This window comes from Tenacibaculum adriaticum (assembly GCF_008124875.1).
Taxonomy (GTDB): Bacteria; Bacteroidota; Bacteroidia; order Flavobacteriales; family Flavobacteriaceae; genus Polaribacter; species Polaribacter adriaticus.
Window position 1 is genome coordinate 608,300 of record NZ_VNIA01000002.1, and the last position, 23,785, is coordinate 632,084.

General features: G+C 31.6%; 17 protein-coding genes. 12 read left to right on the plus strand and 5 right to left on the minus strand.

From position 1 onward, the window contains the following. Positions 1-111 precede the first annotated feature (111 nt). From C7447_RS08210 to dnaX, 3 genes are all read left to right on the plus strand, one after another. The gene (locus tag C7447_RS08210; RefSeq protein ID WP_246143042.1) at positions 112-588 is read left to right on the plus strand and encodes a DUF2271 domain-containing protein; all 477 of its coding nucleotides are present in this window, start codon (positions 112-114) and stop codon (positions 586-588) included. 12 nt (positions 589-600) lie between these two features. Further along, entirely contained in the window at positions 601-2,784 is a 2,184-nt protein-coding gene (locus tag C7447_RS08215; protein ID WP_211354907.1) for a PepSY domain-containing protein, read from the plus strand. Between the two features lie 172 nt (positions 2,785-2,956). After that, positions 2,957-4,642 carry a DNA polymerase III subunit gamma/tau gene (gene dnaX, locus C7447_RS08220; RefSeq protein WP_148870029.1) on the plus strand — a complete coding sequence of 562 codons (1,686 nt, stop codon included), beginning with the start codon at positions 2,957-2,959 and terminating at the stop codon, positions 4,640-4,642. Here dnaX and C7447_RS08225 read toward each other — a convergent pair. Together C7447_RS08225 and pbpC are read right to left on the minus strand one after the other, a co-directional pair. Further along, positions 4,631-6,454 carry a cation:proton antiporter gene (locus tag C7447_RS08225; protein ID WP_148870030.1) on the minus strand — a complete coding sequence of 608 codons (1,824 nt, stop codon included), beginning with the start codon at positions 6,452-6,454 and terminating at the stop codon, positions 4,631-4,633. The genes dnaX and C7447_RS08225 overlap by 12 nt on opposite strands. A 123-nt stretch (positions 6,455-6,577) precedes the next feature. Then, positions 6,578-8,842 carry a penicillin-binding protein 1C gene (gene pbpC / locus C7447_RS08230; protein WP_317128803.1) on the minus strand — a complete coding sequence of 755 codons (2,265 nt, stop codon included), beginning with the start codon at positions 8,840-8,842 and terminating at the stop codon, positions 6,578-6,580. Between the two features lie 170 nt (positions 8,843-9,012). Here pbpC and C7447_RS08235 point away from each other — a divergent pair, with 170 nt between their 5' ends. Continuing rightward, the gene (locus tag C7447_RS08235; RefSeq protein WP_148870032.1) at positions 9,013-9,960 is read left to right on the plus strand and encodes a tRNA dihydrouridine synthase; all 948 of its coding nucleotides are present in this window, start codon (positions 9,013-9,015) and stop codon (positions 9,958-9,960) included. 74 nt (positions 9,961-10,034) lie between these two features. On the opposite strand, the gene C7447_RS08240 is transcribed toward C7447_RS08235, so the two are convergent. Together C7447_RS08240 and C7447_RS08245 are read right to left on the minus strand one after the other, a co-directional pair. Further along, positions 10,035-11,348 carry a DEAD/DEAH box helicase gene (locus C7447_RS08240; RefSeq protein ID WP_148870033.1) on the minus strand — a complete coding sequence of 438 codons (1,314 nt, stop codon included), beginning with the start codon at positions 11,346-11,348 and terminating at the stop codon, positions 10,035-10,037. Between the two features lie 272 nt (positions 11,349-11,620). Further along, the gene (locus C7447_RS08245; RefSeq protein ID WP_148870034.1) at positions 11,621-17,125 is read right to left on the minus strand and encodes an alpha-2-macroglobulin family protein; all 5,505 of its coding nucleotides are present in this window, start codon (positions 17,123-17,125) and stop codon (positions 11,621-11,623) included. Between the two features lie 113 nt (positions 17,126-17,238). Here C7447_RS08245 and miaE point away from each other — a divergent pair, with 113 nt between their 5' ends. Genes miaE through C7447_RS08260 form a run of 3 tightly spaced genes read left to right on the plus strand, consistent with a single transcriptional unit; the run spans position 17,239 to position 18,752 of the window. Further along, positions 17,239-17,820, plus strand: a complete 582-nt coding sequence (gene miaE, locus C7447_RS08250; RefSeq protein WP_148870035.1) for a tRNA-(ms[2]io[6]A)-hydroxylase — start codon at positions 17,239-17,241, stop codon at positions 17,818-17,820. After that, the gene (locus C7447_RS08255) at positions 17,820-18,257 is read left to right on the plus strand and encodes a DUF4268 domain-containing protein (RefSeq protein ID WP_148870036.1); all 438 of its coding nucleotides are present in this window, start codon (positions 17,820-17,822) and stop codon (positions 18,255-18,257) included. Before miaE ends, C7447_RS08255 begins: the two co-directional genes overlap by 1 nt. A 24-nt stretch (positions 18,258-18,281) precedes the next feature. After that, a complete protein-coding gene (locus C7447_RS08260) occupies positions 18,282-18,752 on the plus strand; it encodes a CAP domain-containing protein (RefSeq protein ID WP_148870037.1) in 471 nt (156 codons plus the stop codon). A gap of 72 nt (positions 18,753-18,824) precedes the next feature. Here C7447_RS08260 and C7447_RS08265 read toward each other — a convergent pair whose 3' ends face one another. After that, positions 18,825-19,160 carry a DUF4870 domain-containing protein gene (locus C7447_RS08265; protein WP_148870038.1) on the minus strand — a complete coding sequence of 112 codons (336 nt, stop codon included), beginning with the start codon at positions 19,158-19,160 and terminating at the stop codon, positions 18,825-18,827. Positions 19,161-19,273: 113 nt separating this feature from the next. On the opposite strand from C7447_RS08265, the gene mnmE reads away from it, so the two are divergent. The 5 genes from mnmE to C7447_RS08290 all read left to right on the plus strand — a co-directional run bounded on the left by mnmE (position 19,274) and on the right by C7447_RS08290 (position 23,766). Next, positions 19,274-20,674, plus strand: a complete 1,401-nt coding sequence (gene mnmE / locus C7447_RS08270; RefSeq protein ID WP_148870039.1) for a tRNA uridine-5-carboxymethylaminomethyl(34) synthesis GTPase MnmE — start codon at positions 19,274-19,276, stop codon at positions 20,672-20,674. Positions 20,675-20,804: 130 nt separating this feature from the next. After that, on the plus strand, positions 20,805-21,257 hold the full coding sequence (locus C7447_RS08275) for a helix-turn-helix domain-containing protein (protein WP_246143043.1): 453 nt from the start codon (positions 20,805-20,807) through the stop codon (positions 21,255-21,257). A 7-nt stretch (positions 21,258-21,264) separates the two neighbouring features. Further along, on the plus strand, positions 21,265-22,359 hold the full coding sequence (locus C7447_RS08280; protein WP_036122932.1) for a site-specific integrase: 1,095 nt from the start codon (positions 21,265-21,267) through the stop codon (positions 22,357-22,359). After that, complete coding sequence (locus C7447_RS08285) at positions 22,359-23,306, plus strand: DUF6617 family protein (protein WP_148870040.1); 948 nt, start codon at positions 22,359-22,361, stop codon at positions 23,304-23,306. The genes C7447_RS08280 and C7447_RS08285 overlap by 1 nt, the downstream gene beginning before the upstream one ends. A 160-nt stretch (positions 23,307-23,466) precedes the next feature. Further along, the gene (locus tag C7447_RS08290) at positions 23,467-23,766 is read left to right on the plus strand and encodes a helix-turn-helix domain-containing protein (protein WP_036122936.1); all 300 of its coding nucleotides are present in this window, start codon (positions 23,467-23,469) and stop codon (positions 23,764-23,766) included. Positions 23,767-23,785: the final 19 nt, after the last annotated feature.

The following is a 23,785-nucleotide window of genomic DNA, read 5'->3' on the forward strand; positions in this document are numbered from 1 at the left end:
GTTCTCGATACATCTTTCATTTTACTCTAGGTACTCGAACTGACAAAAATATCACATCGAGTGATTTTTGAAGAATGAAAAAATTATATCGAGATGTAACACAACAAAAAAATGATCAAAAAAATAATTTCAATTTTTATAATAATCTTTACGATTACAGCATTTACGATCGTAGAAAACTCTAAATATAAATGTATGATTCAAATGAAGAATTATACTGGTGAAGGTGCTTATGTCGTTATTTCATTATTAAATCCCGAAGGAGAATATGAAAAAACACTGTACGTGCAAGGAGATGATGAAGAATGGTACCACGATATTACCAACTGGTGGAATTTTCATGGAAAAGTTCGTTCGGATATTGATGCCATTACAGGAGCAACAATTAGTGGTGGAAATAGAGTGATTAGCATAATTGAAATACCTAATGATAAAATTAATAAAGGGTATAAAATTCGATTTGAAAGCGCTGTAGAAGATCAAGAATATTACAAAGATGATGTTGAGTTTGAACTTACCTCTGAAAGTGTAAAAAGTAAAACTGAAGGAAAAGGATTTATACGATATGTTCGTATGATACCTCAATAATATCTAGCAAAAATGACCATTTCAATTTGGAGGTATAGTCATCTAACCTTGGCTATATCTTCTTTTGTTTTCATAATCATTGCCTCTGTTACAGGAATTGTTTTAGCCTTCGAACCTATTTCGAATCAGTTAAAACCGTTTGCTATTCAAAATGCAAACACAATAACACTAGCTGAGACCATAACTTCCTTAAAAAAGGAATATGAAGAAGTTGTTTCTTTAAAAGTTGATGAAAACAATTTTTTAGAAGCTTCAGTAATTACTAAAAACGGACAAAGCCATACGTTTTATGTAAATCCTGTAACGGGGAAAAAAATAGGTGATCTTATAGAAAGAGCTTCTATTTATAAATGGACTACTAATTTACATCGTTCTCTATTTTTAAAATCTACAGGTCGATTTCTAGTTGGATTTTTCTCCTTTTTACTCTTCTTAATAACAATTACAGGAAGTATTTTAATTATTAAAAGACAAGGAGGAATCATTCAATTTTTCACCAAAGTAGTTAAGGAAGATTTTAAACAATACTATCACGTAATTTTAGGTAGATACACACTAATTCCAATCATTATTATTACCCTTACAGGTGTATTTTTATCCTTAGAAAAGTTTTCTGTATTACCTGAGACTAAAATATCTCATAACGTTGATTTTTCTAAAACATTTGCGGGTAAGAAATTATCTTTTGAAGATTTCGATACCTTTAAAAGCATCTATCTAAAAGAACTTAAAAGTTTAGAATTTCCTTTTTCTGATGACGAAGAAGATTACTTTTTCTTAAAGCTAAATAATAAAGAACTTTACATTCATCAATATTCTGGAGAAATTATAAGCGAGCAAAATCTTCCTTGGATACGTATTGTGTCAAACTGGAGTTTGTTTTTACATACAGGTCGCGGTACTATTTTATGGTCTTTAATTTTAATGTTTTCTTCGTTTAGCATTCTGTTTTTTGTTTATTCTGGTTTTGCCATGACTATAGAACGAAGAAAAAAAAGTACCCTCCCAAAAAACAAAATCAACAAAGACAAAGCTGAGTTTATTATTTTGGTTGGCTCAGAAACAGGAAGTACTTTTGGTTTTTCAATCGCTTTATACAAAGCTTTGATAAATGCTAAAAAATCTGTTTTTATAGATCATCTAAATAATTATACTTCCTATAAAAGCGCAAACCATTTAATTGTTTTAACAGCCACTTATGGAGAAGGTGATCCTCCTAATAATGCTACTAATTTTTTAAAGTTAGCCTCAAAAATAGAGCAACCAAATTTGATCAACTATTCAGTAGTTGGATTCGGCTCTATGGCATATTCAGATTATTGCCAATTTGCTATTGAAGTTGATGCTATTTTGAATGAACACTCAAAATATAAACCTGTTTTACCTCTTTTCAAGATTAATAATCAATCTTTTACCGATTTTAAAGAGTGGTGTATACAATGGAGTAAACAAATTGAAATCCCGTTACATCTAAAACAAGAAGTTATAAAACCTAAAAAGCAACACGCTTTTACAGTTGTTAATAAGACCGATTTAAATATAGACGCTTCTTTTTTAGTCCGATTAAAACCTGCTAAAAAATTGAAATTTATTTCCGGAGATTTATTATCAATCACTCCGAAAGAAGACACGATAGAACGTCTCTACTCTATTGGAAAAATTAACAATGATATTTTATTAAGTATTAAAAAACACGAATACGGAATTTGTTCTAATTATTTGAATCAATTACAAAAAAATGACATGTTAAATGCAACTATAACACCAAATACTTCTTTTCATTTCCCGAAAAAATCTACAGGAGTAATTTTAATTGCAAATGGAACTGGAATCGCTCCTTTTTTAGGTATGATAGATGCTAATTACAAATATATTAAAACACACCTTTTTTGGGGAGGAAGAACTACAGAATCTGTTGAGTTATATTCTAAACAGATTTACAAAGCATACGACAACAAACAATTATCTAGTATTCATATTGCTTACTCTCAAGAACAAAAAGAAAAAATTTATGTGCAAGATTTAGTTTCAAAAGAACAAGATATAATTGCCTCAGTTTTAAAAAATAATGGAACTATTATGATTTGTGGCTCTATTGCCATGATGAACGATGTTTTAAAAGTTCTTGAAACCATCTCAATATCAAAATTAAACACACCTTTAAACTTACAGCAAATTAAAACTGACTGTTATTAAGTTTAATTTCTAAAAAATATTTATTGTTTGTTTTTGTTAGCCAACCTCTTTGTAATCATTAATTTGAAAATGAAGAGGTTTTTTTGTTTAAAACTTAGCGAATTCGTTTACAACTTTGTTTGTGTGTCGTAATTGGGTTTATTATTTTTGTTCGAGTAAATAGAAGAATTAAATGGAACATTTTATAGTATCAGCGCGTAAATACCGCCCTCAAAATTTTGAGGACGTGGTTGGGCAACAAGCCATAACCAATACGTTAGAAAATGCTATAAAAAACAACCATTTAGCGCAGGCTTTATTATTTACTGGACCTCGTGGGGTTGGTAAAACTTCTTGTGCGCGTATTTTAGCAAAGCGTATTAACCAAGAAGATGCTACAACCGATGATGAAGATTTTGCATTTAATATTTTCGAATTAGATGCCGCTTCAAATAACTCTGTAGATGATATTCGTAATCTTACCGATCAGGTTCGCATTCCGCCTCAAACAGGAAAATACAAAGTGTATATTATTGATGAGGTACACATGTTGTCGCAAGCCGCTTTTAATGCTTTTTTAAAAACGTTGGAAGAACCTCCTGCTCATGCTATCTTCATCTTAGCTACTACAGAAAAACATAAAATCATTCCAACGATTTTATCGCGTTGTCAGATTTTTGATTTTAAAAGAATTGGTGTTTTAGATGCTAAAAACTACCTAAAAACAATTTGTGAGAAAGAAAACATAACTGCGGATGATGATGCGTTGCACATTATTGCTCAAAAAGCAGACGGTGCCATGCGTGATGCTTTATCTATTTTTGATAGAGTGGTTAGTTTTTCTGGTACCAATTTAACCCGAGAAGCAGTAACACAAAACTTAAATGTGTTAGACTACGATGTCTATTTTAATATGACGGATCTGTTATTGGAAAACAAAATACCAGAAGTATTAATGGCTTTTAACGACGTTTTATCTAAAGGTTTTGAAGGTCATCATTTTATTAGCGGATTAGCTTCTCATTTTAGAGATTTATTAGTAGCAAAAGATCAAGCAACGGTCGAATTACTCGAAGTTGGAGACAATACCAAGAAAAAATACTTAGAGCAATCGCAAAAAGCATCCATGCTGTTTTTAATACCTGCGATAGACAAAGCGAACGATTGTGATTTAAAATATCGTGCTAGTAAAAATCAACGATTATTAGTTGAATTAACGTTGATGCAACTCGCCTCTATCACTTTTGATGGAGCAAAAAAAAAATCTAGTAACTACATAATACCGGCTACTTTTTTTACTTCGCTTTCACCAGCTATAAAAAAAGTTTCAAAACCAAAACCAGTCGTTAAGGAAACTATAAAACCTCCTGTTCAAACAATAAAAACAGAGACTTCAAAACCTATTTTAAAAAACGTTAAACGAAGACCTTCTGCTTTATCATTAAAAAGTATTCATCAGAAAAAAGAAGTTAAAAATGTTTCTGAAGAAGAAGAAAACTATGATAATCACCCAAAAACTCCTTTTACAGAAAATCAGTTAAAAGAAGTTTGGAAAAAATATTATTTTAAACTCAACCAATTAGGAGAAAATAGTTTAGCTTCTATTTTAAATTCTGCAACCATAAACTTAAAATCAAATTTTATTGTTGAACTTACTGTTGTTAGTGAACTTTTAGAAAAACAAATTAATACTGGTAAACCTAAATTATTAAAATTTCTTCGTGAAAAATTGAACAACTACGGGATTACTATTGCAATTAAAATAGATGAAACTACAGAAAAGGAATTTGTTTATCACCCAAGTGATAAGTTTAAAAAAATGTGTGAAAAGAACCCTCTTTTAGAAAAGCTAAAGAACACTTTTCAGCTAGATATTTAAGTTTTTGCCTACGTATACTAACATACAATTTTCAATCTTTTTTATACTTTTTTCAAATTCAGAAATCAACCAAATTTGTCCAGAATTACTCTTAATAAGAATCGGAATTGATTTTAACTCTTCGTATAATTTTTCAATTTTTGTATTATAATCTTGCAATGAGTTAATTGCTGTTTCATGAATTTCTGGATAATCTCTAACAGCTTCCATTAAATTCAAGTAATCATCTTGTGTTGTAAACAACTGGTTTTCATCGTCATAATCTTTAGTAATTACTTCTTGAGAACTTGCCAATCTATACGCTCCTTGCTCTCCAAATGCCGATGAAAAATTCTCGATCGCATATTTGTTTATAGAATCACTTCCAGTCATAGCGATCATATAACCTACATCATTTAACTCTATGTTATCTGTTAATTCCTCATCATAAATATTCACTTCAAAAGCTTCTAAACCTTCTTTCTTTGCTTTATCTACATTGTCTGGATTCGAATCAATCAAAACAACTCTTCTTTTATTTTCCTTCAAATAATTGGCTATTAATCTTCCTACATCAGAAGCTCCAATAATCATAATTGCATTAGATCGTTTTAAGAAAACACCTACCATTTTCGCAAACATTCGTGCCGTTGTAGCATTTAGTAATACAGTACCTAATACAATCATAAATACTAAAGGAGTTATATACTCTGCTCCTTCTATGCCTTCTTTTAATAATTTACTACCGAAAAGTGATGCAATACCTGCAGCGACAATTCCTCGAGGACCTACCCAACTAATAAATAATTTTTCATTCATTTTTAAGTTCGATTGATACGTACTTAAAAAAACCGCTATAGGTCTAATAACAAAAACTACCAGTACAAATAACAATAGTGTTTTCCAATCATACAACAACATCAATTCTTTAAAATCAATATTCGCGGCTAAAAGAATAAATAAGATTGATATTAATAAAACACTTAATGACTCTTTAAAATATAAAATTTCTTTTAAATTTTTTAACTTACTATTACCTAAGACCATACCCATTACCACAACTGCTAATAATCCTGATTCATGAGCTGCTAAATCTGAAGCTACAAATACTAATAATACAGTTGAAAGCGCTACCACATTTAATAAATAATGAGGTATCCACTTTTTATTAATAGAAAAAATTAAAGCATTTGCAAACGTAAATCCAAATGTAGTACCAAAAAGTAAAATCTTTAAAAATTCTGCAGAAGCCGTTTGTGTAAATCCAGAACCACCACCAACACTTATAAATTCAAAAACTAAGACAGCTGCTAAGGCTCCGATAGGATCAATTAAAATTCCTTCCCATTTTAAAACGGCAGATACGTCTTTTTTCAAAGGAATATTTCTCAAAATAGGGGTTATTACAGTCGGCCCTGTAACAATAATTAATGCAGAAAATAAAAATGAAAGTTCCCAACTTAAATTGAATATCATATGTGCCACTAGCCCTGCCCCAAAAAAAGTAATTGCCGAACCCAACGTAATTAACTTCGTTATAACGGGACCAATATTTTTAATTTCCCCTCTCCGCAACGTTAGACCTCCTTCAAAAAGGATGATACTAATTGCCAGAGAGACAAAGTAATACAATCCATCTCCTGGGAATAATCCTTTTTGACCGTCCCAAACAGGTTCTATTAATTTACTTCCATCTTCGTTTAAAAACTCCGAGGCAATAGGTCCTACTAAAAGCCCTATTAAAATTAAAGGTAAGATTGCTGGTATCTTAAATCTCCAAGCAAACCATTGTGCTAATATTCCAAGTATTATTATTCCTGCTAGTTCTAACATATTTATTTTTGAAAAATTAAAAATAGGAATTTTTAACCAACTAGAGCATTTAAAAAGATCCTAAAATACTCTTAATTTTTAATGAAAATTTAGTTTTGTTTACCTTTAAAATAATACTAAAAATTAGTAAATTTCTAAAACCCGTTTAAGTTCATTTCCAAAATCATCTATAACCGTTATTTGGTAAGTACCTTTTGGGGGTTTTATAGCTAATTCATGATAATTTTCTGTAGTATTGATAAATTCATCGTTTAAATACCAATATACTTTTGCATCAGAATTTGAGTGTGTCAACTTTAAAACAACTGAGTTCAATTGGTTGTTAACACCTTTTGTTAATGAGACTTTTGAACGGTATTTTGTAGGAAAAACAAAATCCATTTTGGCTTTTTCAAGCTCATTGCAATCAGCTCTAAAATTAGGTAAACGTTGGTAATCTGAATTGTTTTGTTGATAATAATGTGCCATTAACGGAGGCAACACAAACCAAGTTTTCGTTTTAATATTATTAATCGATTCACAATTCGTATTTACTCTAAACTGTTCCGTTTTTTCTACTTGAATTTCTTTATGATACGGACACGATTTTGCTTTTATACCATTTTTTTGAATCCTTTTTTTAACCGATTTACAAATTGGCAATGCTAAATAACCGCTCTTCTCACAAATGTTCTCTTCAATTAAATCTTCATACGGTTCTAAAAACCAGTCCGATTTTGGTAAGACATCAAACACATCAAACATTAATGGAGATGCACTTCCTACACCGGTTAAATCTGAACGCCCTTCACCGTCTGAGTTTCCTACCCAAACACCCACTACATATTTTGAAGTTGCTCCAATTGCCCAAGCATCTCTATTACCAAAACTGGTTCCTGTTTTCCATGCTATTTTTTGCGATGAATCGTAGTATTTCCATGCTTGGTCGGTATTTGGGCGGTTCACATTGGTGAGTGTATTCAACGTTAAATAAGTCGACCCAGCATCCACAATTTTAGGTGTTGGTACTACTTTTCCGAAGTTGACTTTTTCAGTATTTAAATACGTTTGCTCCACAAATTCATTTTGATAATATTGATATTTCAATTCATCAAAATGAGTAACCGTTCCTGCATACCCAGCAAATACTTTACATAAATCCCATAAACTGGCCTCTGCACCACCTAAAATGAGCGACAATCCGTAATAATCGGCAGGTTTGGTAATATGTGTTAATTGATAATCTTCTAAATCATCTCTAAATTTTTGTAAGCCGTAACGTTGTAACATCCGCACCGCAGGAATATTCAAAGAACGTGTAAGCGCTACATTGGCAGGAACTGCACCGTCAAACATTAAACTAAAGTTTTTTGGAGAATATCCTGCTATTTCTGTAGGTACATCGGCGACTAATTGTGTGGGTAACAAATCTCCCGATTGTAACATCTGCGCATACAAAAATGGTTTTAAGACGCTTCCTGTACTTCTAGAAGACACCACATTATTCACATCTTTTTGATGCTTTTCATCCGTTGGTGAATTCCCTACATAAGCCAATACTTTTCTAGTTTCAACATCTAATACCAAAACTGCTAAATTGTATACTTCGTTTTGTTTTAAACGTTCGTAATGTTGTTTAACAATATTATTTACTCGTTTCTGTAAGAAAATATCAATAGAACTTTGAATCCGTTTTCTTTTATAATTTTTAGCAATATCTTGCACTAAATGGGTTGCTGTGGTGGGTAAATTGTAAGGTTTCTCCGGAAGATCTTCATCTATCGCCAACACATACGTAATACTATCAATCATCTCTTTTCGATAGAGTTTATTTAATAGTCTATTGCGTTTTTCCTTAAGTTTTAACTGATTTTTCCCTGGATAAATCAAAGACGGAGCATTTGGTAATACTGCCAACGTTGCACTTTCTGCCCATGAAAGTTGACTGGGTTGCAATCCGAAATAACGCCATGAAGCCATTTCTAATCCAACCACATTTCCACCAAAAGGTGCATGTGATGCATAGAGTTTTAAAATTTCTTTTTTAGAATGACGAAATTCCAATCGGGTTGCTAAAACAAGTTCTTTGATTTTTTCAAAATACGAACGCTGTTGATTCTTACGTGATAAACGAATCACTTGTTGTGTAAGTGTACTTCCACCACGAACTACCTTCTTCGCTTTTATGTTTTCGGAAAAGGCTTTAACAATAGATACTGGGTTAAATCCGAAGTGTTTATAAAAATGAGCGTCTTCAAATTGTAAAATACAATCTTCAAATTTTTGAGGTACCGAATCTAACTCAGGAAATCGCCACTGACCATCTTCTGCAATAACAGCTCCTAATAATTCATTATTACTTGCCGTAACTACAGTTGATGTTGGATTTTGAAACAGTTTTTGGGGCAAGCAGAAATAATAGACAATCAACAAAAGGCAAACAGTTACAACCTTTATTTTATTATTTCTTAAAAATTCAAACACTCTTTGCATTCACTAGTTATATTTATCAAAAGTATAAAAGTTTAGAAGTAAAATATCAAGGATAAGTGAGTTATATTTGCAGCTTATAATACACTATGAGTTTTACCTTACTTTCTTCACCTCTACAAGGGTTTACCGATTTTCGTTTTAGAAATGCACAAAACAAATATTTTGGTGGAATTGACACATTTTACGCTCCTTATATTCGGTTAAACGGAAAAATGAAAATAAAATCAAGTTATGAGCGTGATTTATTACCCGAAAACAACAACACGTTAACGGTTATTCCGCAGGTAATTACTAATGATGCTGATGAATTTTTATTTGTAGCAAAATATGTACAAAGTTTAGGGTTTAAAGAACTAAACTGGAATTTAGGCTGTCCATATCCAATGGTTACAAAATCTGGAATGGGTTCTGGTTTGATCTGTAACCCGACACGAATAGACGAAGTATTGCATCGCGCTCACAACGAAACGGATATTGTAGTGTCTATGAAAATGAGAATGGGTTATGAAAACAGTGAGGAAATATTACACTCCTTCCCTATTCTAGACAAATACCCCTTAAAAAACGTAGCTATTCATGCTCGAATTGGAAAACAATTATACAAAGGTGGTGTAGATTTAGAAGCGTTTCAAAAATGTATTGATGTTGCTAAACATCAACTGTATTATAATGGTGATATTACCACTGTAGAAGGCTTTAAAGCCATGAAAGAACGTTTTCCTAGTATTACGCATTTTATGATTGGACGTGGTTTAATTGCAGATCCTTTTTTACCTCAAATGATTAAAGACGATACGACCGAATACCCAAAAGATAGATGGAAAATTTTTGAAGCTTTTCATGATGAAATTTACCATCAATACGATGCTGCGTTGTCTGGACCAACTCCTATAAAAATGAAAATGTTAGGCTTTTGGGAATACTTTTCTAAGTCTTTTTCCAATCCGCAGAAAACTTATAAAAAAATTAAAAAAGCGACCAATCCTAAAAAATATCAATTGGTTGTGAAAGAAATTTTGAGTGGTGAAAAATAAGTGAATTCATCACATAAAAAAGATACTCTTTTACAACAAGTATCTCTTTCTATATTCTTAAATATCTATCTTTTCTAAACAATACTAATACGCACTTTTTTATTTTTTAAGCGTCTATCACTTAACTTTTCAACTAATTCTTTGGCTTCCGTTGCAGGTACCGAAATAAAGGCACAATCTTGTTTTAGTTCGATAACGCCTAATTGATCTTTGGTAAGATTTCCTTGTTTAAAAAATAAACCTGCAATATCTCCTTTAGATATTTTATCCTTTCTTCCTCCTGAAATAAATAAGGTTTCCCAATAGCGAGGTTTTACCTTTTCTTTATTAGAAATATCTGCATTACTCGTATTCTTAATAAACTCTGGTAACGATTCTTTTTCCCATTTTAATACATAGGCAGTCCCTTTTGCATTTACTCTGGCTGTTCTACCATTTCTATGGGTAAATTCTTCTATTCTTTGCGGCAATTCATAATGGATAATGTATTTCATTTCAGGAATATCTATTCCTCTTGCGGCTAAATCGGTTGCAAGTAAAACCTGACTTGTACCGTTTCTGAATTTAATTAAAGAACGCTCACGATCTCTTTGTTCCATGCCTCCAGAAAAACAACTATGCGCTATTTTATGCTTCGTTAAAAAATCACTTACATGTTGTATGCTATCTTTTAAATTACAAAAAATAATTCCAGGTTCGTTACCAATATGATGTAATAAGTCTAAAAGCGTTTGATTTTTATTTTTTACTGGTGTAACCACCGTTTTGATGTCTAATTTCTTTGATTTCTTCCCTGTTAAATAATTTAATACTTTCGGGTTATGTAATCGCACAAAATCAGGTACCTCTGCTTCTTGTGTAGCTGAAGTTAAAATACGCTTGCTTATGTTTGGTAATTGATTGATAATTCCTCGCATTTCATATTCGAAACCAACTTCTAACGACTTATCAAACTCATCTAAAATTAAGGCTTTAATACTGTCTTTAGAAAAACGATCGTTTGCAAAATGGTCTGCTATTCTGCCAGGAGTACCTATTAAAATACTTGGTGTGTGTTTTAATTCTATTTTATCTTTCGCCATCGATCTTCCTCCATATACCGCATTTACTTTAAATCCTGTTCCCATTTCTCTGATTACTTGTTCTATTTGAATGGCTAATTCTCTAGACGGAACTAAAATTAATACTTGTATCTCTTTATTATCTGGATCTATCAGTTTAAGCGTTGGCAATAAAAAAGCCAAGGTTTTACCCGTACCTGTTGGTGAAAGTATAACCGTATTAGTAGTGGTATCAATTACTGAAATGGCTTCATTTTGCATTTCATTTAATTCATAGATATTTAGTTTTGCTAAAATATCTTCTTGGTCCTTTATCGTATTTGCCATAATCGTTTACTTACTATCTATGAATTTTTTGTATGCAGCAAAGATAGGTAGTCTTTTATCAGGATAGTGTATGTATAATGGTAAATTAAAAAAGTTACATACACGATAAAAAAACGTCATTGCGAGTGAAACAAAGTGGAACGAAGTAATCTCTATATCTTAAAAATCAAAACATTAATACAAACTCATAATTAAAAGATTACTTCAGTCCTATACTCCTTCGTAATGACGAAAAATTTACTTTCATTATCTATTTCTAAAATAGTTTGATATTACTTCACCACTTTAACCCATCTTCCTTTAGTACGTGCTACGTAATCATTGTCGTACATTGCTTCTACTTGAACTCCTGGTAAATAATACTCTCCTAAATACGAGGCGTTTAATAACACTCTAAAAGTTTTTGTTTCATAAACCTTCAACGTAAAATAATTACTAATACTTGCATCTCGAATATCGGTAAAATCAACATTCGTTGATGCTGTACTACTTCCAAAATCTGTAAAACGAGTATTTACAATTTCCCAACCCGATGGAATAAACTCCGTTAACGCAACATTGTCAACTTTATTATTCGTCGAATTTCTAATGATTACTTCTGCAATAAAATTGGTTCCTTGACTTAAATTATCTGGTTCCAAAACAATTCCTTCTTTCGTTTTATACACTACTTTGGCTTCAATATTCTTTTGAAATACTTTCTCTTCTCCAACAGGTAAAATTCCTTTGTTAAATACACGAACATATAAAACTCCGTTACTTTTATTGGCTATTTTTAAGGTATTCTCCTTTTTAACATCCGTTAAATCATTTACATACAACGATTTTGAGGTGTTTGCATTTTTAGCAACAGCATTAAAAGAATAATTGGATTGAATTCCTGAATTTTCTCCATTCTGCATAGCGAATTGAGACATTGCCAACAAACTATACGCTGTGGTTTGTGTACTCATCCAATCGTTACTCGATAATTTATCAGCAACTTCTTTTGCTAATTTAATAGCCTGTGCATCATCTTTTAACAAGGTATACGTTTCTAACGCCATCGCCTTATTACGTGTTTCTGATCCATAACCTGAATAATACCTACGTGTGTAATTTGAAGCAGACAAGGTGTTTAAAATTGATTTTGCAATAGATTGCTTACCAATTAAGGCATACGCACTTGCCAAACGCATTTTGGCATCATTAGAAATTCCGTTCGTTTCTCGTAATCGATTCATCGATGCTAAATCTGGGCTATTTGCTAAACTCAAGGTATACAATCGATAAGCTTGTGATAATGCATCGTCATCATAACGCGAATTTTGTCGCCAATTTCGAGCCGTTTGTTTTTGATATGACACCCATTTGTCTTTAAATCCGATCGGTAAAGCGTATCCTTTTTTAGCAGCCTCGATCATAAAATGTCCTGCATACGAAGTTCCCCAATTACTCACATAGTTTCCACCTTGCCAATACGCTAATCCTCCGTTTGATAATTGAAAATCTGACAATCGTTGAATCGTTGCTTTGATATTTCTTTCTATTGATCTTGATTTTTCTTGCGGTAAATCAAAAATCTCTGGTAAATACAACTGCGGAAATGCACTCGACGTAGTTTGCTCTACACATCCGTGAGGATATTGAATTAAATATTGCAAACGCTTTGTAAAGTTCATCGGCGGTAAAGTTGATAATTCTATACTTGCGGAATTTGTACCAGCTGTACCAAAACTAGTAAAACTAATTTCACTATTCTCGTTAGATTTCAATACTAAATCCTTTACCTCAGTAGTTACAGGATTCGGATTTACAACATCTATCTCAACCGAATACGAAGCTTTTTCAGCTCCTGAACTTGCATCAATATCAATTTTACCAATTCCTTTAAAATCATTTATTTTCAATTGAAAATAGGCCATTTTTTCATCTGGCTGATCAAAAGAAACTGTTTGAGTTTTATCACCCACAATTGTATACGATTCGTTAGGTTGTAAACTTACTTTTACATTCTTAATATTTGGTTTCATGGCAAAAACCGTAACAGGTAAAGTAACTGTTTCTTGTGGTGTAATTTTACGCGGTAAGGATGCTAAGATCATAACAGGTTTACGAATAAAAGCCGTTTTTTCATCGCTTCCATACGCTTCTTTTTCGGCATTCGTTGCCACCACCATTGCTTTTACAGAACCTATATATTTCGGTATTTTAATTTGATGCTCTTCTGTTTGTCCCATTTTTAAATCAAATGGGCCTAAATACGTAACCATCGGTTTAAATCTATTCGCTTTTTTGTTTTTACTTCCTGCTTCGGCTTCATCTCCACCGATACTTAAAATCTGATTGATTTTTCCGCCGTACGCACCAATAACTTCATCAAAAATATCCCAAGTTTTTACTCCTAAAGATTGACGTGCGTAAAATACGTTCCACGGATTTGGAGTTTTAAAGCGTGTTAAATCCAACAAACCTTCATCTACCAATGCAATGGTATAACTCATTGGCTTTCCATTCTTCTCTTTTACGCGAATCGTTGCCGTCGTTTCTGGTTTTAACTCATCTGCTAATTGAATTTCTGGCGCTAACTTTGTATTCGGATCATTCACTAAAATCGGAACAGAACCATACATTCTTATCGGTAAATCATTTTCGGTTTGACTGTGCTTTTGCAACAACGAAATATTTACAAATACGTTGGGTGTATAATTTGCCAAAATTGTAAAGTTAAAAACAGTTTGTTTATCTGTCGTTTCCACCCAAAAATTATCTAAGACCTCTGTACCGTTTTCAATGGTAATTAAAGCTCTTCCTCCTGCTGAAGAAGGGAATTTAACCTGTGCTTTTTCATTTACTTGATAATCTTCTTTATCTGTAGTAAAAACCAACATTGTGGCGTTAGATTTATCGGCATTATTTTTCTTTCTACCATACCAAGAAGGCCAATCGAAATACACAATATTTGCCGTTGAATGTTTACTTTGATTATTAGTTACTTTAATTAAATAGCGTCCCCAATCGTTTTCATCAATCTTTAAATCGAACTTTCCTTTTCCGTTTGCTCCTGTTTTAACTTTTAGCGTTTTATAAGGCTCGTGATAGCGTGTTCCGTCGTAACTTGAAATTCCGTTATCAGAATTACTCCACCACCAACGCCATGACATTTTGTACACTTTCACTTCTAAATTTGAAGCGACTCCTACTCCATTTTCATTAACGGCAGCCACATTAAATCCGTAATTTTCATTCGTAAATAAATAGTTTTTAGATTCCTTTTCTTCCGCAGTATTTAAACCAACATAAACGCTATATGGTGATACATTTTTTGAAAACATATCGGTACTAAAATCACCTCCATTTTCATATACTTTCGTAATAAACGATGCTTTTAGCATTCCCGGTGCTTTTGTGTCTAACTTTGGTTGCACCGAGAAATTAGCTTTACCATCGTTGTTTAAATTTCCTTGTAATACTTTAAACTCTTCTGTACCGAAGCTACGAGTAACATCATCAAAATTATAATTCGAAAATTTAGAAAACGCTGTTTTTGTTTGTCTGAATTTCCCATTAATATCTAACTTTAACCCTCTAGCAATTGCTCCATGTAACCATTTCACTTCTACATCTCCAGCAATTGGAGTATTAGATTTTATAACTTCTTGATCTGTTGTAAGCTTAATTTTTAATCGATTCGGCTTAATTGTTTCAATTTTAAGTGTTTTGTTAAAAGTTGCTCCACCAACTGTAACACGTAATTTCCAATTTCCTGTAAGTGCATCATCATTTGTTTTTGGAGTGTACGCATACATGTTGTTTGCGTTTTTAAATTGAATATTTCGATCAATAATTTTTCCTTGCGGATTGATTAACTCAAATTTTATAGGATGTTTTTCTGGAATCGGATTCGCATTGTCATTCAACACAAAGGTTAAAAACAGCTGATCCCCTGGTCGCCAAACGCCACGTTCTCCGTAGATATATCCTTTAATCCCTTTTTCAAGTTTTGTTCCCGATACATCAAACTTACTCATCGAAAGTGCGTTTCCATCATCTAACTTTACGTAAGTCGTATTGTTTCCTTTAGAAACAACTGCAAAAAATGCATTTGAATCGTCTGTAAAGTTTGCGACTCCTTCTTTATTTGTTATTGCCGATGTAATTTCTTGTTGCTGTAAATTGTATAAACTTACTTTAACGCCGTTTACAGGTTGGGTAGTTAAAATATCGGTAACAGCTACAAACATGCTGTTGTTACTACCTCTTTTAACAATAGCACCTAAGTTTGTCCCTAGAATATTTGTGCTAATTTTTTTATTATAAAAATATGAATTTGTACACGGATCTTCTCTTTCATTCCAACGATAATCCTCATAATAATCATCGTAGTAATAACCACCGTGAGAAGTATTATACAGCTTATTGTTTACTTCTTTCTTTCCGTAAATAATCGTGTTATCTGGTTTTGTTCCGTTACAGGTATAATTAGAATAATCTTTATGGTATGATAACTCAACACGGTACATTGCTCCTTCTTCCACCGAAACCAAATCAGCTAAATCAATAGCAAAAGCATTGAGTTTATCTAACTCTAATCCTTGATTTGATAAATTGATAGTGTGTTTCGAAACTGGTCGCCCTACATAACGTAAATCACCTTGATTACTCAAATTGTTTTGCTGTAAAAACTGTAAAATATTATCTTTATATATTTTGTAAAGTGTAACATCTACTGCACGTAAATTAACCGCATTAAAATTGATTTTTAAATTTTTAGAGTTTGGGAGTATAGATCCACTTTTAATAAAACTCACTGTTGGTTTTAACTGTTCAAAATACAACGAGCGTGTAAAATCTTCTTTTAATGAATAACCTTCTTCATTTTTAATTCCTTTAAAAACTTCAAGGTCAACCTTATTTTTAAATGAAGAAGCTGGATATACCGTTACAATATTATTATTGATTTTATAAGTAAAATTTTTCTTAGAAGTATTTACAAAACGAATCAATCCTTTTAAATCTTGTCCTTTCTTTATTGGATCTGAAAAACTGATTTCTATTTGCTGATTAATTCCTTCAACCATGGAAACATCTAATACTTTAAAGTTACTTCTTCCTATAATATCAATTTCTCTATCTCCTTCGGATGTTGACCCGATTAATTTACCAGTCCAGTTAACTTTTAACGTTTTATCATCATCGAAACGTTGTAAACTATCAATTTTAAATTGAACTCTAGATGTAAACTTTCCAGTAGCATCAAATTTTACAGCAACACTTTTCCCATCATACGAAGCTTTTAATAAAGAAGCTAATTTCGAGGTTTCTATAACATCGCTTGCGTTTATATATCCTTCTATATAATTCCAGTTTTTATCATATACTTGTGGTGCTCCTAAAGAAACCGTATATAATAACTCTTTAGTTTTTACTTTTATAATAAAGTCTTTTAAATCATCTTCTATTTTGTTATATAGTTTAGACAAATGAAGTGTTACCGCGTATTCTTTATCTGCGTCTAACACCTCTGTCGGAACAAAAGAAATAACATTGTCTATTAATGTTACCGTTCCTTTTACCTGTGGTTTTATAGAAATAACATCATTAGAAACCGAAGAAACGTCCACAAGTTTATTTAGAGAAAATTTGAAATTGGGTGTTACTGAAATCAATTTTTCTGGAAATACGGAAACGTATTCTTGATATTCGTTTACATCACTTTCTGCTGTTGGTGATTTTTTACAAGAATTGAATCCTATAAAAAATATTGAAATAATAAGTAGTTGTAAGAAGTTTTTCATGCTAAAAATAGGTCTTTTTCATTACAGTTTGTAGTCATTCAAAGTTAACTATTTTAGTAAATTAACCTAAAAAAGGAGATTCTTTTTTACTTTAGCACTCTCAAATACAAACTATGCTGGGATTACAATTTGAAACAGAAACTTCGTGGGTAGATGTTGCTAAAAACGGATTAGAACAACTCTTAATAGATCATGCTTTTGCAGAGCAAAAAGCAGCTGCAAACGCAATGTCTATCACCATAAACTATTCTGAAGAAACTGAATTAGTAAGAGATATGATGGATATTGCCATTGAAGAAATGGAACATTTTAAAATGGTACACGAATTAATGATAAAACGTGGTATGATTTTAGGACAAGCGACTAAAAACGACTACGCTTTAAAATTGCAAAAGTTTTTTACGAAGACACATGACCGTACCGAGGCTTTGATTCAGCGATTATTGGTTGCTGCTTTAATTGAAGCTCGGAGTTGTGAACGTTTTAAAGTATTTGCTGAAAACATGAAAGACGAAGAATTGTGTGAATTTTATCGCGATTTAATGATTTCAGAAGCCAATCATTACACCTTATTTTTAGGATATGCTCGTAAGTATATGAATAGAGAAATTGTAGATAAAAAGTGGAATGATTTATTAGCTTATGAAGCCGAAATAATGAAAAACCGAGGAAACTTAGCTAAAGTTCACGGATAATGTTTTCAAAAGAAGAATCTGCTCAATTACGAAAAGAATTTTGGATGAGCTTCGGAAAATCGTTTCCGAGAAAATGGTTGTTGTACAACACCAAAATAAAAGGTTTCGCTTTTAAATTTCAGGCAGACCGTAAAAAAGCTTTTGTTTGTTTGGATTTTGAACATCCAGAAGAAATCGCAAATGAGTTGCTATACGATCAAATGGTTTCACTAAAAAAAATAGTAGAAACCGAATATTTACCTGAAGTTATTTATGATGATAATTTTGAACTAGAAAATAGAAAAATCATCCGAAGAATTTATGTTCCTTACGATAAGAAATTCAGTATCTACAATAAAAACACATGGCGAGATTGTTATGAATTCTTTATAGAAACCATGCCGCAATTTGAACTTTTCTTTTACGAATATGAAGATTTTATTAAACAAGCTATATAAAATTTAATCCCTAAACTTATAAAAATGAAATCGTTGCTTTTAAAAATTACTTTATCTACTCTACTTGTTTTATTTAATTCTTGTTCATCTTCAGATGACACAGACATTATAACTTCTGAAGAGAGATTAATGGAATCTGAAATACTACTTCTTTTAAATGAACATAGAGTTAGTATTGGCCTCAATAAATTAATTGAACTTGATATTATTAAATCTCAGACCAAAGAACATACTAACTATATGATTGCAAAAGACGAAATATCGCATGATAATTTTAATGACAGGAGTAATTACTTAAAAGCAAAAATTAATTTAATAGGTATTGGTGAAAATGTAGCAAAAGGTAATAATTCTGCAAACAGTGTGGTTAATGGATGGCTTAACAGTCAAGGTCATAAAGAAAATATAGAAGGAGATTATACACACTTTAATATTACTGCAAAGAAAAACAAATCAAATACGTGGTATTATACTAATATTTTCATCAAAAAATAAATACATGTTTTGTGAACATAAAAAAACGCTCTTTATGAGCGTTTTTCTATTCAAATAATTATAGCCTTCATTTTATAAAAATTTTATACTAAACGGATAATTTGGTTCTTCATCATTATTAGCTTTTATCGCGTTTATAATCGGAAAAATAGCATAAAAAATTCCGATAATTATAAAACCTAATAATCCTAGTCCGAAGAAAATAACTAACGGAATACATATTAAAAAATATAAAAACATAGTAATTCTAAAATTTAAAATTGCCTTTCCGTGTTTGTCCATATCTATAATTTCATCTTTTTTAACTGCCCATATAATCAACGGAACTATAAATCCTCCAATACCCGTTACAAAGTCTAATAACTGACTTAAATGTGTTAAAACGATTAATTCTTTATTTTTTTTCATTTTGCTTTTTTTAGTAATTAGTTGTTTATTATGAGACGATAAAATCGTCGTTTTGTTACATATTATCTGTGTTTTACTAAACGAACTATAGTATATTTGTAAAAAAATTAAGCTTGCAAACAAACGTAAACGATACTATTATAGCACTCGCAACACCTTCTGGTGTTGGAGCCATTTCTGTGATTAGACTTTCTGGTAAAAATGCCATCAACTTAGTTGATCTTTTTTTTAAATCTATTAGAAAAAATAAAACTCTTATAAGTCAAAAATCTCACACCATTCATTTAGGACATATTGTTGAAAATGAAAAGATTTTAGATGAAGTTTTAGTCTCTATTTTTAAAGATCCACACTCTTATACTGGAGAAAATGTTGTTGAAATATCATGTCACGGTTCCGTATTTATCCAACAAGAAATTATTCAATTATTTTTAAAAAATGATTGTAGAATGGCAGATAATGGAGAGTTTACCATGCGTGCATTTTTAAACGGAAAAATGGATTTGAGTCAGGCAGAAGCTGTTGCTGATGTTATCGCTTCAAATTCTGAAGCATCGCATCAAATGGCAATTCAGCAAATGCGTGGTGGCATTACCAATGAATTGTCTGCACTACGCCAACAATTACTTGATTTTGCTTCGTTAATTGAATTAGAATTAGATTTTTCTGGTGAAGATGTTGAGTTTGCCGACAGAACAAAGTTTAAAGAGCTTGTTGAAAAAATCACTTCGGTTTTAAAACGATTGATTGATAGTTTCGCCTTTGGAAATGCTATGAAAAATGGGATTCCGGTTGCTATTATTGGTGAACCAAATGTGGGGAAATCTACTTTATTAAATACGCTTTTAAACGAGGAAAAAGCGATTGTTTCTGATATTGCAGGAACGACACGTGATGCTATTGAAGATGAAATTATTATTGATGGCGTAGCTTTTCGTTTTATTGATACTGCTGGAATTCGTGAAACGGAAGATGTTGTAGAAAATATAGGAATTAGAAAAACATACGAAAAAGCAGAAAACGCTCAATTAATTATTTTCTTAATTGATTCTAATAAATTTTCTCATTCCAAAGAAGAGTTTTTACAAGAAATTGAAATTATAAAAGAACGTTTTCCTAACAAAAGACTATTGGTTATTGCTAATAAAATTGATACTTTATCTTGTCACGATTCTGCTATTTTACAGTCAGAAATTGAAAACTTAATTCTACTTTCAGCTAAACAGAAAACAGGAATTGACAAATTAAAACACGAATTAACTTCCTTAGTAAACACAGGTGCTCTAAGCAACAACGAAACGATTGTAACCAACTCACGCCATTTTGAGGCATTAAATAATGCTTTAAAAAGTATTCAATCGGTACAAAACGGAATTGAGCTAGGTATTTCTTCCGATTTATTTGCGATAGATATTCGTGAATGCTTACGCCATCTTGGTAATATTACTGGAGAATTTGATGTGGATCAAGATATTTTAGGAAATATTTTTTCTAATTTTTGTATCGGGAAGTAACTTACTTTCTTTTATTTGTTAATCACTTGTTATTGTTGTTTTTATAGGTTTTTATCTTCTTTTATTTGTTGCTTTATTGCTCTTTTTTGATTAAATTTGTTGTATATCTGTTGCCTTAAATACGGATTTGTTGCCCAAATCTGTTGGCGAAAATAAAGGCGAAATGATGCACCATAACGCACCACGCTGCACCATTACGCTACATAAAGCACCATTTATGAGCAGTAATTTATTCATTCCTAAAACTTGTAAGCATTGCGGTAATGCGTTTACAGCACGCACAACAGTTACTAAATACTGTGGTGATACTTGTGCAAAAAGGGCATATAAGGCTCGCAAGCGTCAAGAAAAAATCCAAGCTACTCTTACTGAAGATATGCAACAGCAAAAACAAGTTGTTGAAGTTCACAATCCTAATGCTGTAAATAACAAAGATTTTTTAAGCGTTACAGAAGCCTCACAACTTATTGGTGTGAGTAGATGGACCATTCAAAGAATGATTCAACAAGGACGTTTAAAAGCAGTTCCTTTTGGTAGAAAGCGTATTGTGGCCAGATGGCAAATAGAAAACCTCTTTAATTAATTCCATTATGAAAGTAACATTAAGACAACGCAAGAAGAACGACAAAATAAGCCTGTATTTAGATTACTATCATAAAGGTAAACGTAAAACCGAATACTTACGCTTATACCTTACACCAAATCCTAAAACCAAAACGGAAAGAGAGGTAAATAGGAAAACGAAGCAACTTGCAGAAACTATTTGTGCACAACGACAGATTGAAATTCAAAACGGTATTTATGGCTTTCAAGATATTGAAAAGCTAAAAGGCAGTTTTATTACTTACATCACAGCTTTAGCAGAAAAGAAAAATACAAGCTCTGGCAACTATGGAAATTGGAATAGTATGCTAAAACATTTAAAAAAGTTTTGTCCAACTGATGTTAGTTTTCAAGACATAGACAAATCATTTGTTGAGCGTTTCAAAGAGTATTTAGATAAAGATGCAATAAGTAGAGCAGGTAAAAAACTGTCTCAAAATTCAAAATATTCATATTTCGGAAAATTTTCAGCAGCATTAAAACAGGCGGTCAAGGATGGTATTTTAAAAGTAAATCCTGCAAATGGTGTTGAATACTTCAAACAAGGCGAACCTCAACGAGAATTTTTAACGCTTGATGAATTACAAAAAGTAGTTAATACAGAATGTGAACTGCCTATTTTAAAGAATGCTTTTATTTTTTCAGCTTTAACCGGATTACGTTGGTCAGATATTGAAAAACTAATATGGTCAGAAATCCAGCACTCTAAAGAAATGGGATATTATATCAGGTTTAGACAAAAGAAAACTAAAGGTGTTGAAACCTTACCAATATCAGACCAAGCAAGAAATCTATTAGGAGAAAAAGGTAATCCAGATGATAAAGTGTTTGATGGCTTACATTATAGTGCCTGGTCTAACTTAAAGCTACAACAATGGATGATGAAAGCAGGTATTACTAAAAATATAACCTTCCATTGCGCGCGCCATACCTACGCTACCTTACAATTAACATTGGGTACAGACATATATACAGTATCAAAATTATTAGGTCATAAAGAATTACGCACTACACAGATATATGCTAAAGTAATTGACGATAAAAAGAAAGAAGCGGCTAACCGTATTCAACTGGATTTATAATGAAAGGAAGTATATTTTCAAGTTTGGTTTCTATAACCAATGGCTTGCATAGAGATAATAGACAGGAAAAGGATTTTAAATTCCTATTGTCTGATTTTAAATTAAATCCAAAAGCCAATAACGCAGTTTTTAAAGTAAACTTTAAAAAGCCTTTAAATGCGAAAAAAGAATACTACCAAAAGGTAATATTTAATGAAACAGAAAATACAGTAGCATCTTTTGTAAAGGAATTTCCTAAAAATGCAACTACATCAGAAAATAAATATAGCTTTACTATTCTTCTTAATAAATTTGATAAGTACTTAAATGACATTGCAACTTATATCAATAAAAGAGGAATAACAGCAGATTTAAATAATGATGACAATCATATCATAAACTACTTAAAAGTGTCTGCTATAAGATTGTATGCTGAACTACAAGAGCAATACGGTCAGTTTTCAGAAAACACAACATTTTCTATTTCAGAAATTGCAGAAAAATACTTTAATGATGAAACTTTTGATGTTAATGTGATAGAAAAGAGCACCACTAAAAAAGTTGCTACCAAAAAAACATCAAAAACGAAAGCAAAACCAAAGACTTCTTTCGGATATAAAAGTAATGACACTTCAACTTTGCTAACTGTGCTCAAACTGGTAAATCTAAAAATAGATTTGTTAGATAACCGTACAACTGTAGAACAGTTGCACGAACTCTTATTAGCAAAAGATTTCACAAATACAGAATCGCAAATTTATCTTCAATGCGAGACGACACAGTTTAGTTACCTTGTAACAAAACTTAAACCATTTTTTATTTATTTCAATCCTACGGCAATAGAACGTTCTGGAAAATTTGTTACCAAAACAGGTACGCTATTAAAGGCTAATAATCTTCACAAAAACAAAGTTCATAACCCAAAAGAAAAGGAAGAAATAGATAAAATTATCCAACAACTGCAATAAAAAACAGTAAGAATAGTAAGAAACCTTACTGTTGTCTTACCCTTGTTTTACACTCTTACTAAAATCGAGAAGCCAATTTTGAACCTTTGTCCTGTTCTTGAAAACCAAGAATGACATTTGGCCAGATGTCCATTTACTATAAACTAAAATTTTATTAGTTATGGACGAAATATTAGAACGTCTCAAAATTATTGAACAGCACGTTTTAGACAGAAACATTATTGTAAAAAACGTATTGAGCTTCAACGAAGCGTGTAAGTTTTTGGAATTATCACAATCCCATTTATACAAACTTACAAGTACAGGAACCATTCCACATTATAAACCGAATGGAAAGAAAATTTATTTTAACAGAGTCGAATTAGAAGAATGGTTATTAAGTAACCGTGTTGATTCACAAGATGAAATCGAACAGCAAGCTGCCGATTACCTAATTAAGAAAGGAGCGGTGAAGTTATGACTGAAATAATCGATTTAAT